This window comes from Gimesia fumaroli (genome assembly GCF_007754425.1).
GTDB lineage: Bacteria > Planctomycetota > Planctomycetia > Planctomycetales > Planctomycetaceae > Gimesia > Gimesia fumaroli.
The window spans coordinates 6337408-6353765 of the sequence record NZ_CP037452.1; the positions used below are offsets into that span (position 1 = coordinate 6337408).

Genomic DNA, 16358 nt, shown 5'->3' on the forward strand with positions numbered 1-16358 from the left:
GTTTTATGATTTCAGTAAATGACAGCAACTATCGAACACTTCCTTCGACATCAGCCTGTTTACCACCTTCGGCGCTGTCACTGTTAGTGACCAGAACCTGAGTGGTTAACATCAGCCCTGCGATTGAAGCAGCGTTTTTCAAGGCGTTTTTAACGACCTTGGCTGGATCGATAATTCCTGCTTTGAACATGTCGACATATTCGCCGGTATTGGCGTTATAGCCCTTCGAACCGGAAAGCTGTTTCACTTCATCAGCGACAACAGCGCCGTCCGTTCCACAGTTCTCAGCGATTTTGCGAATCGGTCCTTCCAAGGCACGAGCGACGATACTGATACCGATCTTTTCATCGCTGTTTTTACCTTTGACTTTCTCGACAGCTTCAATCGATCGCAGAAGTGCCACACCACCACCGGGAAGAATTCCTTCTTCAACAGCAGCACGCGTTGCGTGAAGCGCATCTTCCATACGAGCTTTGGTTTGCTTCATTTCTGCTTCAGTTGCAGCGCCGACAGAGATGATCGCGACACCACCGGTCAGTTTTGCCAATCGCTCCTGGAATTTTTCGCGATCGTATTCGCTCTCGGTTTTGGCTAATTGACCGCGAATCTGAGCAACGCGTGCCTGTAGGGCTTCCGTTTCACCAGCACCTTCAATCAGCGTGCAGGAGTCTTTGGTGATTTCAATCTGCTTGGCCTGACCGAGCTGGCTCAATTCGACTGATTCGAGCTTGATGCCCAGATCTTCTGAAATGACAGTTCCACCGGTCAGCACGGCTATATCTGCCAACATTGCTTTACGACGATCACCAAAACCTGGTGCTTTGACGGCTGCAATGTTGAGTACGCCACGCAGTTTATTCACAACCAGAGCAGTCAAAGGTTCGCCTTCAACGTCTTCAGCGATGATCAGCAGCGGTTTGCCGGTCTGAGAAACTTTTTCGAGCAGAGGAACCAGATCTCGCAGAGCGGCAATCTTTGATTCGTGAATCAGGATGTAGCAATCTTCAAGAATGCACTTCATGCCTTCCGTGTCTGTGACAAAGTAAGGTGAAATATAGCCTTTGTCGAATTGCATACCGTCAGCAAAAGAAAGGGTTGTTTCATTTCCCTTGCCTTCTTCAACAGTAATTACACCATCACGGCCAACTTTTTCGACAGCATCGGCAATCAGATCTCCAATGACAGAGTCATTGTTTGCAGAGATCGCACCGACTTGAGCAATTTCCGATTTTTCAGTGACTGGTTTTGCCAGTTCTTCGATTGCAGCAACCGCAGCTTCAACAGCTTTGTCAATTCCGCGGCGAACAATCATCGGGTTAGCACCCAAAGATAATCCTCGCAAGCCTTCCTGGTAGATCGAACGCGCTAATACGGTAGCGGTTGTTGTTCCATCGCCAGCAACATCACTGGTTTTGGAGGCAACTTCGTTGACCAGTTTGGCCCCCATGTTTTCGAAGGGATCCTCAAGTTCGACTTCCTTACTGACTGTAACACCGTCTTTGGTCACCAGTGGGTTTCCAAAGTTTTTATCGATGATCACGTTGCGTCCTGTGGGACCCATTGTGATGGCTACAGCGTCGCTAATAGTTTGCACGCCTTTTTGCAGCTTGGCACGTGCGCGATCTTCAAACAATAGTTGCTTTGCCACGCTTATAAACTCCTCTGTTTAACAGGAACGAACATTTGATCGGATTACTCCGTTCTCCCCTGCGTGATTTTGTGGTTTGAATTAGATTCCCAAGGCAGTTCGAAATTGAAAGGCGGTCAGCGATTCAATTTCCTGTCTGGTGTTCCGATAAAAGTACGTTCTCTATTTGATGATTTTGGCAAGGATATCGCTCTCGCGTAAAATCTTGACCTCTTTACCACTGACTTCAATGTCCGTTCCGCCATATTTGCCGTAGAGAACTTCATCACCGACTTCAACAGCAACCGGGCATCGTTCGCCGCTTTCCAGGAGCCGTCCCGGTCCAACAGCAATGACAGTGCCACTCTGCGGCTTTTCCTGAGCAGTGTCAGGAAGAACGATGCCGCCAGCAGTTGTTTCTTCAGCGACATTGGGTTCAATCACGATACGGTCATCAAGAGGATTCAGTTCCATTATGTTAACTCCCAATTATTCCAATTAGTCTGGTTGTATTTGTGAACCCGGGAGCAGTTCCCGGATGAAAATATATTGATTTTTTTAACAGAGGAGCCAGCAAGGATTCGCGGTGCTCCTCGTTAAAAGACTGCAAGCGAGACTAGAAGCCTCCCATGCCAGGCATACCGCCCATGCCGGGCATTCCACCGCCCATCCCAGGCATGCCACCCATTCCGCCCATGCCACCCATGTCGTGATGGTCGTCATGGTGGTGATCGTCTTCTTCTTCCTTCGGTTCTTCGACAACAATGGAATCGGTTGTCATCAGCAGAGAGGCAACACTCGCTCCGTTCTGCAGAGTAGAACGAACCACCTTAGCAGGATCGACAACGCCAAAATCGAACATATCGCCGTAACGATCATTCAAAGCGTCATAACCGTAGGAGTTGCTTTTTTCTTTTTTGACACGATTAGCAACAACGGAACCATCCTGGCCGGCGTTTTCTGCAATTGCCCGCAGAGGCATTTCCAGAACTCTCTGAATGAGTGCAACACCCAGTGCCTGATCGCCAGTCAGTTTAAGGCTGTCAAGTGTTTTGCTACATCGGAGTAAAGCAATTCCACCGCCGGGCACAATTCCTTCTTCGATGGCAGCACGCGTTGCGGCGAGTGCATCATCGATCAGGTCTTTGCGTTCCTTCATTTCTGTTTCAGTCGCGGCACCGACGTTAATCTGTGCAACACCACCGGCGAGCTTTGCCAGACGCTCCTGCAGTTTTTCACGATCGTATTCGCTGTCAGTGACTTCGATTTCTGCACGAATCTGATCGGCACGACCAGTCACTGCCGCCTTACTTCCAGAACCACTGACAATCGTCGTATTATCGGCACTGATATGAAGTTTTTTGGCCTGCCCCAGGTCTTTTAATTCAACTGCTTCCAGTTTGATTCCCAAGTCTTTGAAAATGGCTTTTCCGCCGGTCAGTACGGCAATGTCTTCGAGCATTGCTTTACGGCGATCTCCATAACCGGGAGCTTTCACAGCACAGACTTTGAGAATCCCTCGCAATTTGTTGACAACCAGAGTCGCCAGTGCTTCGCCTTCGATGTCTTCAGCAATAATCAGCAGCGGAGCACCATCTTTGGAAACCTGTTCCAGCAAAGGCACCAGTGCTTGTGCGGAGCTGATTTTTTCTTCGCAAATCAGGATACGAGCCCGTTCCAGATCGCAGGTCTGATTGTCTTCGTCTGTTACGAAGTGAGGAGAAAGGAATCCGCGTTCGAATTGCATTCCCTCGACCAGATCTACTTCTGTTGAAACGCCTCGTCCTTCTTCTACAGTGATGACACCATCTGCTCCGACTTTAAGCAAAGCATCAGCCAGAATCTTGCCGATTTCCGGATCATTGTTTCCAGCGATGGTGGCAACGGTTTCAATTGCCTTTTTGTCTTTTCCTTTTACTTCCTTGGAGATTTTCCCAATCTGCTCCACAACTGCCTCAACGGCTTTTTGAACGCCACGGCTCAAAGCCATTGGGTCAGCACCTGAAGCGATGTATTTCAGACCTTCTCGAAAGATCGCTTCTGCCAGAACGGTTGCCGTTGTGGTTCCGTCACCGGCGACGTCATTCGTTTTGGAAGCAGCCTCTTTTACTAACTGGACTCCCATATTTTCAAATGGGTCTTCCAATTCGATGTCTTCTGCTACGGTGACACCGTCTTTAGTTACCTTTGGGGTTCCCCAGCCTTTGTCCAAGACAGCGTTTCGCCCTCGCGGCCCAAGCGTACTGCTTACTGCACGCGACAATTTGGCGACTCCTGCCAATAAACTCTTCCTGGCCTCTTCGTCAAAGCTTAAAAGTTTTGCCACAGTCTCTCCTCAACCAGCAATAATGGCCAATAATTTTGCCCATGACCACGATGATCTCTCACACGGAATAATGTTTCTTCCTGCGAATCCAATGGGGATCGGCGTGTGAGTATGTTAGGTGTATACAACAAAGTTGGCAGGATCCAGCTTGGACCCTGTCCACGCCATGCTCTAAATGCAATCAGCATGCCAATCGGAATCATGATCCGTAAGATGCTGTTATGTTATGATTTATGGAAACACTGGTAATCTGACACTCTTCAGTGACTGCCAACTTGGCAGCATTCTCTGCCTTTGTAAGTCATCTGGGAAAATCTGTCAGAGTCAAATTTAAATCTGACTCTCTGTGCGGCCATAGACAGGAGCTTCACTTCCTGACTCCGGATTGGAAAATGATCGAAATTCAAATTGAATTCACAATGCCTATTTCGAAGGCACCTGGATAGAGGGCTGCCTAATCATCCTGCATCCAAAACCAGCACTCGAGTGGGTTTCAGGAAATATTAATTTATTATGAGATGACATAAGTCCCATATTTTTAGTGACATAATGCCGTTTGCTCATTTCCTAAATCGCATTGAGGCACACTGTTTGCTTTATGCCTGATTACCAGAAAAGTGCTCAAATTATTGATTGGTAATTAGGGGTCTCATTCAGATTATTTGATTAACTGAAACAACAAACGAAACAGCATCTGATGAGTATTCCGGGAAAGGTTTGCGACAAAATGAATTGGAAACATGCGCTCACGGGCTTAACGGCTAGCCTTGTCGTAGTTTTAGCGTTCTCACAGCCGGTTTTGGCGTTTGACGAAGCTGAACCGACAGAAAAACCCGCAGCAGAATCAACAGAAACAGCGGCCCCGGCAGAAGGGGAAGCGGAAGCACCTGCTGAAGAGGCAGCACCGCTAACATTACCTGAGCTCTATTATGCTCTGGATAACAGCATGTTATTTCTGTGTGCGGTTCTGGTGCTCTTCATGCAATCTGGATTTGCGATGGTCGAGTCCGGATTTAACTCTTCCAAAAATACAATCAACATTCTCTTTAAGAACTTAATGGATGTCTGTGTCGGCGTTTTAGTCTATTATGCCATTGGGTACGGACTGATGTACCCGGGCGATAGTGGAAACGGGTACTTTGGTTTTGCCCAGTTTGGGATCGGCGAGGCAGGAGATCCTGGTCCAGGCGTTTTACATCCTCAGGTTGACTTTTTGTTCCAAGTCGCCTTTGCCGCAACAGCTGCCACAATTGTTTCCGGAGCAGTCGCTGGTCGTTTGAAATTCAGCTCATACCTGATCTACAGTATTATCCTGACAGGGATCATTTACCCGATCAGCGGTTACTGGAAATGGGGCGGTGGCTGGTTGGATGCCAAAGGCTTCTACGATTTCGCTGGTTCCATTGTAGTACATGCTGTCGGCGGATTTGCTGGCTTGGCTGGTGCCCTGGTTCTGGGACCCCGAATTGGACGCTTCAAAGATGGCAAATCTGCTCCGATTCCAGGTCATAATATTGCACAAGCCACATTGGGTGTATTTATCCTCTGGGTAGGCTGGTACGGATTTAACCCTGGTAGCCAGTTGGCTTTCGGTGGTACAGATAACACGAATGCTGTGATGTTAATCGCAACCAATACGACCCTGGCAGCTGCCACCGGTGGTGTCGCCGCAATGATCCTGGGTTGGATCATGTACGGTAAACCAGATATTTCAATGGCCTTAAACGGCGTGCTTGCTGGTCTCGTTGGCATTACTGCCAACTGTGACAGCGTGACGAACATCGAAGCGATCATCATTGGTGGTATCGCGGGCTTGTTGGTCGTCTTTGGTATCCTGGCTTTGGAAAAACTCAAAATCGACGATCCTGTTGGTGCTTTCCCGGTACACGGACTCTGTGGAGTCTGGGGCGGAATTGCCACTGGCATCTTTGGAGATTACGACCTTGGTGTGCAGATCCTGGGATCTGTTGTGATTCCTGTTTACGCGTTTGTCACAATGTTTGCTCTGTTCTTCTTCCTGAAGATGATCGGACAGCTTCGCGTATCTGAAGAAGACGAAATGAAGGGCTTAGACTTGTCAGAGCACGGAATGCAGGCTTATCACTAAGCCAGGCTCTAAGACCTGTTTGAAGACACTGGTGCTTTGCAGGAGGTACCGTTAGTGTGACTGACTGATGGCTTGTGAAACGACTTCACTTGCCATCAGTTTTTTTATGCGCAGAGAGTTTGAAGTTGTTGTGAACAAAGAAATATCCGGAATTCCTTGAGAACCTGGCTCAGCTTGCGTACTGTAAATATTAAATCAACAGAGAACGCGACCCGGAAGAGCCTTCAATTAACTCAAGGAGAATTTCGATGGCAAAATATGTTTTGGCCCTTGATCAGGGAACGACATCCAGCCGATCCATTTTGTTTAATCATCAAGGTCAAATTGAAGCAACTGCACAACAGGAATTCGAGCAGATTTTTCCTTCGCCAGGGCTCGTAGAGCATAATCCTGAGGCGATTTGGAATTCACAACTGGCAACGGCGCAAACCGTGATCCAGCAATCAGGTGCAACGCCCGAAGAGATTGCCGCAATTGGGATTACCAACCAGCGGGAAACCATTGTGCTCTGGGATCGTGAAACGGGAAAAGCGGTTTCGAACGCGATCGTCTGGCAGAGCCGACTGACAGCAGAACGTTGTGATCAACTGAAAGCAGAAGGGTATGAAAAACTATTCCGCGAAAAAACGGGTCTGGTGCTCGATGCATACTTCTCCGGCACCAAGATTGAGTATTTATTAAATGAGATTGAAGGATTGAGAGAGCAGGCCAATGCTGGCAAGATCTTATTTGGAACGATCGATACTTTTTTGATCTGGCGTCTAACAGGGGGGAAAGTGCATGTCACCGATCCCAGCAATGCCTGCCGCACATTGCTCTATAATATTCACACGCATGAGTGGGATGAGGAACTGCTGAAAATATTCAATATTCCGCGATGCATGCTGCCCGAAGTCAAAGACTCCAGTGAAGTCTATGGTGAGACGACGCCTGATCTGTTTGGAGAGCCGATCAAAATAGCCGGTATTGCTGGTGACCAGCAGGCTGCAACGTTCGGCCAGGGTTGCTTTGAGCAGGGGGCTGCCAAAAACACCTATGGAACCGGCTGTTTCATGTTGATGAATACCGGCTCGCAACCTGTACCTTCGGAGACAGGGCTGCTCACAACCATCGGCTGGAGCATTAATGGGAAGGTCACCTATTGTCTGGAAGGATCGGTCTTCATTGCGGGAGCCGCCATACAGTGGCTGCGTGACGGCTTGCAGATAATCAAGTCGGCAGAAGAAATCGAAGGACTGGCGTCACAAGTTGAGGATTCAGGCGATGTTTTCTTCGTGCCTGCTTTTGTCGGTCTGGGAGCGCCTTACTGGAACCAGAATGCACGAGGTACTTTGATTGGTCTAACACGTGGCTCTTCGAAGGAGCATGTTGCGCGGGCAGTCTTGGAATCATTGGCCTATCAAAGCTGTGACGTCTTGCATGCGATGGAACAGGACTCAAAAATCAAACTGAAAACGCTCAAGGTCGATGGCGGTGCCGCGGCGAATAATCTGCTCATGCAGTTCCAATCGGACATTCTGGACGTTCCCGTTCAACGACCGGTTGTGCATGAAACAACGGCATTGGGGGCTGCCTATCTGGCGGGTCTGGCTGTGGGGTTCTGGCAGAATCAGGATGAAGTCACAAAGAACTGGGCCCTCGATGCCGATTTTCATCCAGCCATGGATTCGACAAAACGCGACCATTTGTATCAACGCTGGAAGAAAGCCGTCGGTCGCGCCGTGGACTGGTCTTAGAGCTGTCCTTGCTGTACGGGCACAAAATTGATCTTAAAACTGGTTAAGTGTTGCTGGTCGGGAGCCGCGCCAGGTTTTGATCGGTTCCGATGATTAAAAGAATGTCTGATTCCTGAATCTGATAATCAGGGTGGGGCACACAGTCCGTGGTGTAGATTTTGCCGGTTTTTTTCTCGACCTCTTCCGAATTTCGCTTGCGGACTGCGACAACGTTGACTGAGTATTTAGAGCGTAGAGACAATTCAGTCAGGTTTTTACCCACAAACTGGTTGGGGGTTAACAATTCAATCATTGTATATCCATCGCCCACCTGCAGGTAATCTTCCAGATGTGGATTTGCCAGTAAACGTGCCAAATGGGCACCCGCCTGGACTTCAGGCTGAATGACTTCCGTCGCACCGATTTGAGTAAAAATTTCGGCATGGAATTCTGATTGCGCACGACAGATAATTTTTGGGACGCCCATTTTTTTGACGATGACTGTGATGAGCAATGCTGATTCAAAATTTTCGCCAATCGAGATCACACAGGCATCGACCTTATCAACTTCCTGGCTCTTTAAGGCTAGTTCATCTGTCGCATTCAGACGTACTGCGATTGCGACATCGTCCTTGACTTCGTTAACCAGTTTGTCTGAGTGGTCAATCGCTATCACTTCGACTCCACTGTTTCCCAGTCGTTTAGCCAGTTCTATCCCAAAGCGTCCTAACCCGATTACCGCTACTTTTATCACTGGATGAAATCTCCCGCACAAAATAAAATGTCAGTCATCTAAATAAATTCGCGCTTCATTAAATCATCTGCTAACCCAGGGTCACGCTTTCTTCCGGGTAACTGTACCTGTATGACGGCCCACGGTTCGTCAGCGCAATCAGGGCAGTCAGTGGCCCCACTCTTCCAATAAACATCGTCAGGATGATCACCCAATGAGAAGGGGGGGATAAATCTGCGGTAATTCCGGTAGAAACACCGACGGTAGCAAAGGCGCTCGTAGTTTCAAACAAGTGATCCAGGAAGATGTCCTGCCTGTTTTCAAACATAACCACAAGTAGTGTCGATGTCATCAGGACCAGAATTCCAAGCGAAATAATGGTCAGAGAACGGTTGATTAAAGTGTTGGGAATCGTGCGCCCCATGATTTCAACCCGATCTCGTCCCTTGAGAAGTGACCAGACCGAGAGTACGGCAAGCGCACACACGACTGTTTTCACCCCACCACCTGTTGAACCGGGAGAGGCTCCGATAAACATCATGAGAACTGCAAACAGTTTGGTGTGTGGCTGATAGTCTCCTAAATCAACGGTGTTAAACCCCGCGGTTCTGAAAGTGACTGATTGGAACCATGCTGAATTAAGCTGTTCCCACGCCGAAACCTCTTTTTGCTGATGAATAGACTCGAGTAGATAGATTCCAAGTGTGCCTCCAACCAGCAGAAAAAGCGTGGTCAGAGTCACAAGACGCGATGAGACAGTCAGTCTGACTTTTTGGGTGGGGTGATTAAATAATGGTTTGCGTATCGAGAAATTCGAGAAATGAGTGATGCCATAAATCAAATAATTATAATTCACGGCAAACCCGAGCCCTCCAACGATGATCAAGGCAGGCATAACTCCCCACACCTGCCAGTGGTGTCCCATGTTGAGCAGATTATCATCCATCAGACTGAAGCCGGCATTGCAATATCCACTGACCGAATGGAACAGGCTGTAGTAGAGTCGCTCTTGCCAGGGAAGTTCAGGCCAGAGTCCTGTCAGAAAAATTGCCCCCGTGAGCTCAGTAAAAATGGTGATCCCCAGAATAGCCAGGAGTAACCGCCTGACATCTCCTCGCTGATGCGATTCCAGCATCTCGCTGAATGTGACACTCTCACGAATCTGCATGGTTCGTCCAAATGCCGCAGCGAAAAAAGCACCAAATGTTAATATTCCCAAGCCACCAATCTGAAACAGAATCATAATGATCGTCTGGCCGGTTCTACTCCAATAGGTTCCGGTGGGAACCACGATCAGTCCCGTGACGCAACTGGCGCTGGTAGATGTAAATAACGCAACGAGAAAAGGGGCCGCTTCAGTCGCATTATCAGTCGGATCCTGTACACGGGCCGTGGGAAACATCAGCAGGATAGTTCCGATGCTAATCAGGATTAGAAAGGATGCCACCACGATCAAAGCCGGGTTCCAACCGCGCGAAGAAACACGCCGAATTAATAGAATCGTTTCATACAGACTGCGTAGAATCACACAAAGTTCTGAAACGCCCAGGACCAATTCCAGTCGCCCGGGGGCATCACCGGGAAATAAGTCGTGAAAAATCAGAATGGCTATGGATGAAAGAAGCCACAGGCCGGAGATAAAAATATACGCCAGGTATTTCTTAATAAATTCTTTTCGGGAGAGATGCCAGATATAGCGAATCGTCAGGCTCAATGTGAAATAGACCATTGCGATCACAATGGTGCAGCCCAATTCCCAATGGACGATGGTGGTAATCTTCAGCAGGCCATGTAGAATGACAGTGGCCACCAGGCTGATAATCAACGCAATGATCTCCAGGCGTCGAAGTGTTCGACTCCGCCGAGGATGGTGCGTTTGATACTGCAATCGGCTTGGAAGGTGTGACAACGTCATATGGATTAAAGCTGTAACAAAATTTGAATTTATGAAAACCTGTCCAGACTTTAACAGCACTATAGTGCAATTGATGCAGTGAGAAAATGGTACGCGATTTTATTTCCGAAAGTTTGACCCACGATCCGATTCACGGATATATCCCCTTTACGTCAAAAACGGGAATTCCGGACGATGAAGTTTCCGAGCAGGAGATTATCGATCACCCCTGGGTACAGAGATTAAGACACATTCACCAGCTGCAAACAGCATGGTGGGTCTTTCCGTCGGCTGAGCATATGCGGTTTCAGCATGTTCTGGGGGCAATGCATTTAGCGTCTGTTTCCATCAATGCCTGGTATGACTCTCTGAACAGTGCCTGCAGGAATGTACCTTCACTGCCTTATGTGGAAAGCCTGGTGAGACTGGCAGCCTTGTTACATGATGTCGGCCACGGGCCATTCGGGCACTTTTTTGATGACCACTATTTAGCGCAGTACGACCTGACTCATGAGGATCTTGGCTCCCACATCATTGAACACGAACTGGGTGATTCGATTCGGGGAATTCGTCGAAACCCCAATGGGCACTTGAATCCTCTGGAAGAGTTGGACCCCAAACAGATTGGCTGGCTGATTCGTCGCCCTGCAAATGGCTCAGAGAGCGAAGAAGGCAATCCTGACTGGCTTTGTAAATTGCGAGCCATGTTTAGCGGAATCTACACCGTCGATAATATGGATTTTGTACTACGCGATGCCTATATGTCGGGGTACAACACCCGGGCCGTCGATGTATCCCGCCTGATACATTACAGCTTTTTTACATCAGAAGGATTAACGATTCATGGGCGAGGGCTGCCGGCTTTAGTCAATTTTATTGAAACACGGGCCAATTTATTTCGCACGATATATTATCATCGCACCGTTCGCGCGCTCGACCTGGCACTCGAAGAGATCTTTGCAGAAACAATGCAGCATCTGTTTCACGGGAATCCGCTGGACCACCTGGATGACTATCAGGGTTTTACCGAATCCTCATTCCTGGTTGATGTGGGACGGTTTCATAAAAACGAGAATCCAGAAGTTCAGGAACTGGCGAAACGCTGGGAGGGACTCCTTTCGCGGAATGTGGAATGGAAAATGGCTTGCGAACGCTCAATTAACTTTCATTCAGGATCTGCCGTTCATACCTCCATTTTTTCTGAGCCGGATCTGGTGGAAAAAAGAGTGCGCGCCAAGCTGCCTGCTGAGTTAAAGCAGATTCCTCTTCGGATTGATGTGGCCCGGCACTATCATCGGCCCAGTGGCAGGCTCCCGGCTGGAGGTCAGAATTTCTTTCTAGACCCGGGTACGGGAAAATCACAGGAACTCAGTGATGATGAATTGTTTCGTGCACTTCCTGTCAGCTTTTTGATTTTCCGAATCTACACTCGAGATCACCTGCATGATTCAGAAATGACCAATGCTTTGAACGCAGCATTGGGTGAAGTTTCGGATTCAAAAACAAATATGTAATACGCAATTCCTGGTTGAAAGATCACCAGGCAATGAACAAAAATATGGCAAGTTTTACCTTGTCACAGCGGCGTTAGTCTCTCTGTTCTTGAGTCGTTTTACCCGGTTTTATCACGAATCAGATAAGACGATAGTCCTGTTGTATCGGTCGTGTCGGCAACGAAAAATCAATGCGACTGATTTTCCGGCAGAGTCGATAAGAAAACCATGATCGACTTTGAATTAGAACAGATGATAGAAAACCCTGAATGGTGCCTCGTGTTGAACCATTACAGTCAACAACAGCTCCAGACGAAAAAGCAGGATCCCGAGTTTGACGGATGGATTATTCGCCAGAATGAGGTAGAAGGTGTTGCCTTGGAACACCTCCCTCGAATTCACGGTAAATTGATCGCGTTTGACTTGTTAAAATTTCAGATTTCCAGCCGGGATTCTGGTGTATTTTATAAAGTCACTCGAGCGGGACAAAAGATGCTTCCCAAACTGCAGAAGATGCTGCAGCAACAAAGTGCATCCGAGCAGTCTGAATCGGAGTATTCCTATTCGAAATCTGCTTGAACTGTCCGCCCGGTAGAGCGTAAAACAGTTATAACCCATACGATCGATAAAAAATAAACGGCCCGATTGCACAAAGCAATGGGCCGTTTCAATTTATCAGATCTAGCTCCTGACAGTCATACTCGATAGTGTGATCTGCCAGAATCAGCTCAGTACACTATGCTTTTTTAGGAGCTGGTGCGGGAGCTTTCTTTGGAGGAGCTGGTGCTTCTTCTACTTTCTTAGGAGCAGCTGGCTTAGCTTCAGCTGGTGCTGATCCGCAGCTTGAGCAAGGAGAAGCGGGGCAGCACTTAGGAGCTGGTGCACAGCATTTGGGAGCTGGTGCACAGCACTTTGGTGCTGGAGCGGGGCAGCATACGGGAGCTGGCTTGCAGCAACGTACGCGAACTGGTTTGCAACAACGAACACGACGTTCTGGCTTGCAGCAGCGAACTTTGACTGGCTTGCAGCAACGAACTTTTTCTGGCTTGCAGCAGCGAACGCGAACTGGTTTGCAGCAACGTTCACGCTTTGGCTTGCAGCAACGTACGCGTTCTGGTTTGCAGCAACGGTTCAGCAAACCGGCTTCTGTGTCAGAGACACTGAAAGATGCAGAGATCAAAGTCAGTGCAGCAATCATTGAGAGTGTGACAGCTTTTCGAATCATGGTGTACTCCTCAGATTCTTTAAATAAAGTGGTTCCACTACCGTTGAAGAACAAGTCACTAGTTCATTCCCCAACGATGTCCCTAAGTCTACGCACTTAGGGAAAACAGGTCTGTTTTTCTATCTTGGTAAGATTTACCGGTTACAGTAAATACGCTGATTACAATACCAGAACGAATTACGTTGTCAAAGTAAAGAGAATACGAAAAATGAAGTTTCTCTAAAAATCCTCTATTTCCTGAAGTGTTGCTGGCAGACCCATTTTCGTACTGGATTCAATCTGAAATTCCGTAGCATTCGATCAGATTCAAAGCATCTGTTTCTATTGAAGGCTCAAATTCAATTGGAATACTCGAAAAATAGATGTAAATTGGGGTGGTTTAAGCCCTCTCAGCCACGTTTCCCGATTCAAAAGCGACTTTCAGCCAAATTCCTTGCAAGAGTTCAACCTGGGGGGTAAAACCAAGTTGATTCAATAAAAGTCCTTCCCAACAGTATTTCGATCAATCGATGGATGTGTGAATTTGCCCACTCCCAAAACTTCAACCTGTGATTCAGCGCATCAGCGGCTCTGGAAATGTGTGGATCAGTCCATCTCCTTAGGCGGTATGCCGTTATTAATGGGCATCCTCAATGTCACTCCCGATAGTTTTTCCGATGGCGGCGAAGCAATCAATGTTGACTCCGCCGTTCGTAAAGGTCTGAAACTCGTCAAGGATGGCGCCGACATTCTGGATATTGGGGGCGAGTCCACGCGTCCCGGGGCAGAACCGGTCTCGGTTGAGGAAGAATTAAGCAGAGTCATTCCTGCAATCGAAGCATTGTCAGTACAAACATCAGTCCCGATCTCCATTGATACCACCAAAGCAGAAGTCGCTCGTCGCGCGATTCAAGCGGGCGCCGTCATTATTAATGACATCTCCGGTCTCACCTTTGATCCGGAAATGATTCCTCTGGCGGCAGAAACGCAGGCCGGCGTCATCTGTATGCACATTCTGGGAACGCCACAAACCATGCAGGACCATCCTGAATACGAGGATGTGGTTTCCGATCTGAAAACATGGTTAGGGGAACGTGTTCAAACTTTACTAGATGCTGGAGTCGAGCCCGAGCAGATCGTTCTCGATCCCGGCGTCGGCTTTGGAAAAACAGCCGAGCATAATCTGGAAATTCTCTCGCACATTCAGGAATTCAAAGACTTGGGTTTCCCCGTGCTGATCGGGCATTCCCGCAAGCGATTCTTATCAAAACTGCTCGGTCGTTCCGTGGAAGAACGTCTGGCCGGCACAGTCGGCGTATCCATTGCACTGGCGGATCAATCAGTTGATATTTTACGTCTGCACGATGTAGCCGCTAATCGGGATGCATTATCTGCCTGGCATGCCGTTTCCCAACGTGTATCATAATGATGTAATTTTGCGATTTAGATTTAATAGATTCAGAAGGCTTGGTAAAAAGCTTTCTGAATTAGAAACTTGAGGAAAGACCATGAAAATGAAATGTTTTTATCTGTCAATCACCCTGGCCTTACTATGTTCCCTTTCTCATAACGGGCTGGCGGCTGAAGAGCAAAAGCACAATTATGACCGCTGGGAAAAATCAATCACTCAGTTTGAAAAGCAGGATCAGAAACAGGGCATCAAGAAAAATGGAGTCCTCTTTGTCGGCAGCTCCAGTATCCGACTGTGGAATCTGGATAAATACTTTCCCGAGCTGGAAGCAGTCAATCGCGGATTTGGTGGATCGGAAATCGTCGATTCCACTCATTTCGCAGACCGCATCATTCTAAAGCATGAACCGAAACTGATCTTCCTTTACGCCGGCGATAACGATCTCTCTCGGAAAAGATCCCCCGAAGATGTTGCTGCTGACTTTCAAAAATTCGTGGCAACCGTGCATAAAACACTGCCCCAGACGAAAATTGTCTTCATCGCCGTGAAACCCAGCCTCAGCCGCTGGAAACTGGCAGATTCTATCGTCAAAGCCAATCAGCTGATTGCTGACCAATGTGCCGATAACGGCCTGCTGGAGTACGCCGATGTCTGGAAACCCATGTTGGGAGCCGATGGCAAGCCACGTCCGGAACTGTTCAAGTCGGACGGCTTGCATTTAAATCATGAAGGCTATCTCGTCTGGAAAAAAGCGGTTCAGCCGTTTTTGAACCATAAGTAACATCCGCCAAATAAAGCCGGCGATTTCAGAGCGTTTTTACCTGTAATTCATGCGAGCCAAGAAACTGATTCAGTTCGCTACGGGTAAAAATGCCTGCCGTCGCACCAGTAGCACGGACACAGCTATGCCCCAAAGCAGATCCAAATCGCAGGCATTCTTCAGGGCTCACACCTTCCAATAGTCCGTGGATAAAACCAGCGACAAACGCATCGCCACTGCCCGTTCCGTCGACCAGATGTACCGGATACACCGCCGAATGAATCGTCTGCTGGTCATCCATCAGAATACTTCCCTCGCCCCCGCAGGTGATAATCACCGTCTTCGCCCCGGCTGCTTTGAAGGCACGTGCCTGCGCGAGTGGGTCTGATTCTCCCGTGATCAATTCCCCCTCATCATTATTGGGGAGAAAATAATCGCTTAACGGCAGCACTGGTTTAAGCATTTTCCAATAGTCGTCGGGCTGCGGAGTCACTACATCCAGCACCGTCGTCACCCCCGCCTCTTTCGCAATCCGGAACATTTGAGCCACATTGTCCGGCGAAAGTTCTTCCGACAGACAATAGCCGCCCAGATACAATATCCGGCTCGAACGAATCTGTTCTTCTGTGACGGTTTCTCCCGTGAACAACGAATTCGCAGCGACGGAATGAATGAACCGGCGATCCTCTCCCTGAACGTTGATCACAAACGAGCCGCTGGTCGGAAGCTGATCCGATTTCATCAGATACTCACACTGAACACCCGACTGAATCAGGCTTTCTTCCACATACCGACCAAATACATCCTGACCCACAATACCAGCGATCGCGACCTGTCGCTCCAGTCTCGCCAGATCAGCGGCCACATTCGACGCACAGCCGCCAATGGTCAGCTCCATTTCATCCGTCAGCACCAATTCTCCCGGCTTGGGCATATGATCAATGGCTTTGCAGACATGGTCCGCCACAATGATTCCCGCACATAAACAATCATACTTCGGAGACGGCATTCGAGGCACCTTCCTATCTCGTCGAACTCAGGTCAGATCAATCCAGTCTGATTATTATGAGCGAGTTCAGTTGGAGTTC

13 protein-coding genes are annotated in these 16358 nt (G+C 48.4%); 6 read left to right on the forward strand and 7 right to left on the reverse strand.

The features are described from left to right. Window positions 1-28: 28 nt before the first annotated feature. From groL (Enr17x_RS24080) to groL (Enr17x_RS24090), 3 genes are all read right to left on the reverse strand, one after another. Complete coding sequence (gene groL / locus Enr17x_RS24080; RefSeq protein ID WP_145312223.1) at window positions 29-1648, reverse strand: chaperonin GroEL; 1620 nt, start codon at window positions 1646-1648, stop codon at window positions 29-31. Between the two features lie 162 nt (window positions 1649-1810). Then, the gene (locus Enr17x_RS24085; protein WP_145312224.1) at window positions 1811-2101 is read right to left on the reverse strand and encodes a co-chaperone GroES; all 291 of its coding nucleotides are present in this window, start codon (window positions 2099-2101) and stop codon (window positions 1811-1813) included. 142 nt (window positions 2102-2243) lie between these two features. After that, window positions 2244-3953 carry a chaperonin GroEL gene (gene groL / locus Enr17x_RS24090; RefSeq protein ID WP_145312225.1) on the reverse strand — a complete coding sequence of 570 codons (1710 nt, stop codon included), beginning with the start codon at window positions 3951-3953 and terminating at the stop codon, window positions 2244-2246. A gap of 727 nt (window positions 3954-4680) precedes the next feature. Between groL (Enr17x_RS24090) and Enr17x_RS24095 the strand changes: the two genes are divergently transcribed. Further along, complete coding sequence (locus tag Enr17x_RS24095) at window positions 4681-6060, forward strand: ammonium transporter (protein ID WP_145312226.1); 1380 nt, start codon at window positions 4681-4683, stop codon at window positions 6058-6060. A gap of 248 nt (window positions 6061-6308) precedes the next feature. Beyond that, window positions 6309-7796 carry a glycerol kinase GlpK gene (glpK, locus tag Enr17x_RS24100; protein WP_145312227.1) on the forward strand — a complete coding sequence of 496 codons (1488 nt, stop codon included), beginning with the start codon at window positions 6309-6311 and terminating at the stop codon, window positions 7794-7796. Window positions 7797-7839: 43 nt separating this feature from the next. On the opposite strand, the gene Enr17x_RS24105 is transcribed toward glpK, so the two are convergent. Both Enr17x_RS24105 and Enr17x_RS24110 read right to left on the reverse strand, forming a co-directional pair. Continuing rightward, on the reverse strand, window positions 7840-8529 hold the full coding sequence (locus Enr17x_RS24105) for a potassium channel family protein (protein ID WP_145312228.1): 690 nt from the start codon (window positions 8527-8529) through the stop codon (window positions 7840-7842). 70 nt (window positions 8530-8599) lie between these two features. Next, a complete protein-coding gene (locus Enr17x_RS24110) occupies window positions 8600-10333 on the reverse strand; it encodes a TrkH family potassium uptake protein (RefSeq protein ID WP_198000766.1) in 1734 nt (577 codons plus the stop codon). Window positions 10334-10509: 176 nt separating this feature from the next. Here Enr17x_RS24110 and Enr17x_RS24115 point away from each other — a divergent pair, with 176 nt between their 5' ends. After that, window positions 10510-11916 (forward strand): HD domain-containing protein, encoded by a 1407-nt coding sequence (locus tag Enr17x_RS24115; RefSeq protein ID WP_145312230.1) that lies wholly within the window; start codon window positions 10510-10512, stop codon window positions 11914-11916. Between the two features lie 207 nt (window positions 11917-12123). Next, a complete protein-coding gene (locus Enr17x_RS24120) occupies window positions 12124-12474 on the forward strand; it encodes a hypothetical protein (protein WP_145312231.1) in 351 nt (116 codons plus the stop codon). A gap of 157 nt (window positions 12475-12631) precedes the next feature. Here Enr17x_RS24120 and Enr17x_RS24125 read toward each other — a convergent pair whose 3' ends face one another. Further along, window positions 12632-13120: a hypothetical protein gene (locus Enr17x_RS24125; RefSeq protein WP_145312232.1), complete on the reverse strand. Its 489-nt coding sequence runs from the start codon at window positions 13118-13120 to the stop codon at window positions 12632-12634. Window positions 13121-13643: 523 nt separating this feature from the next. Here Enr17x_RS24125 and folP point away from each other — a divergent pair. Then, window positions 13644-14525: a dihydropteroate synthase gene (gene folP, locus Enr17x_RS24130; protein ID WP_232100839.1), complete on the forward strand. Its 882-nt coding sequence runs from the start codon at window positions 13644-13646 to the stop codon at window positions 14523-14525. A gap of 82 nt (window positions 14526-14607) precedes the next feature. Next, window positions 14608-15291, forward strand: a complete 684-nt coding sequence (locus Enr17x_RS24135; protein WP_145312233.1) for an SGNH/GDSL hydrolase family protein — start codon at window positions 14608-14610, stop codon at window positions 15289-15291. A 25-nt stretch (window positions 15292-15316) separates the two neighbouring features. Here Enr17x_RS24135 and Enr17x_RS24140 read toward each other — a convergent pair whose 3' ends face one another. Then, the gene (locus Enr17x_RS24140) at window positions 15317-16279 is read right to left on the reverse strand and encodes a carbohydrate kinase family protein (RefSeq protein ID WP_145312234.1); all 963 of its coding nucleotides are present in this window, start codon (window positions 16277-16279) and stop codon (window positions 15317-15319) included. Window positions 16280-16358: the final 79 nt, after the last annotated feature.

Excerpts from the sequence above, each read along its gene's own strand:
- Enr17x_RS24085 (WP_145312224.1), bottom strand. The coding sequence starts at position 2,101 with ATGGAACTGAATCCTCTTGATGACCGTATCGTGATTGAACCCAATGTC.
- Enr17x_RS24095 (WP_145312226.1), top strand. The coding sequence starts at position 4,681 with ATGAATTGGAAACATGCGCTCACGGGCTTAACGGCTAGCCTTGTCGTA.
- glpK (WP_145312227.1), top strand. The coding sequence starts at position 6,309 with ATGGCAAAATATGTTTTGGCCCTTGATCAGGGAACGACATCCAGCCGA.
- Enr17x_RS24115 (WP_145312230.1), top strand. The coding sequence starts at position 10,510 with ATGGTACGCGATTTTATTTCCGAAAGTTTGACCCACGATCCGATTCAC.
- Enr17x_RS24120 (WP_145312231.1), top strand. The coding sequence starts at position 12,124 with ATGATCGACTTTGAATTAGAACAGATGATAGAAAACCCTGAATGGTGC.
- Enr17x_RS24125 (WP_145312232.1), bottom strand. The coding sequence starts at position 13,120 with ATGATTCGAAAAGCTGTCACACTCTCAATGATTGCTGCACTGACTTTG.
- Enr17x_RS24135 (WP_145312233.1), top strand. The coding sequence starts at position 14,608 with ATGAAAATGAAATGTTTTTATCTGTCAATCACCCTGGCCTTACTATGT.
- Enr17x_RS24140 (WP_145312234.1), bottom strand. The coding sequence starts at position 16,279 with ATGCCGTCTCCGAAGTATGATTGTTTATGTGCGGGAATCATTGTGGCG.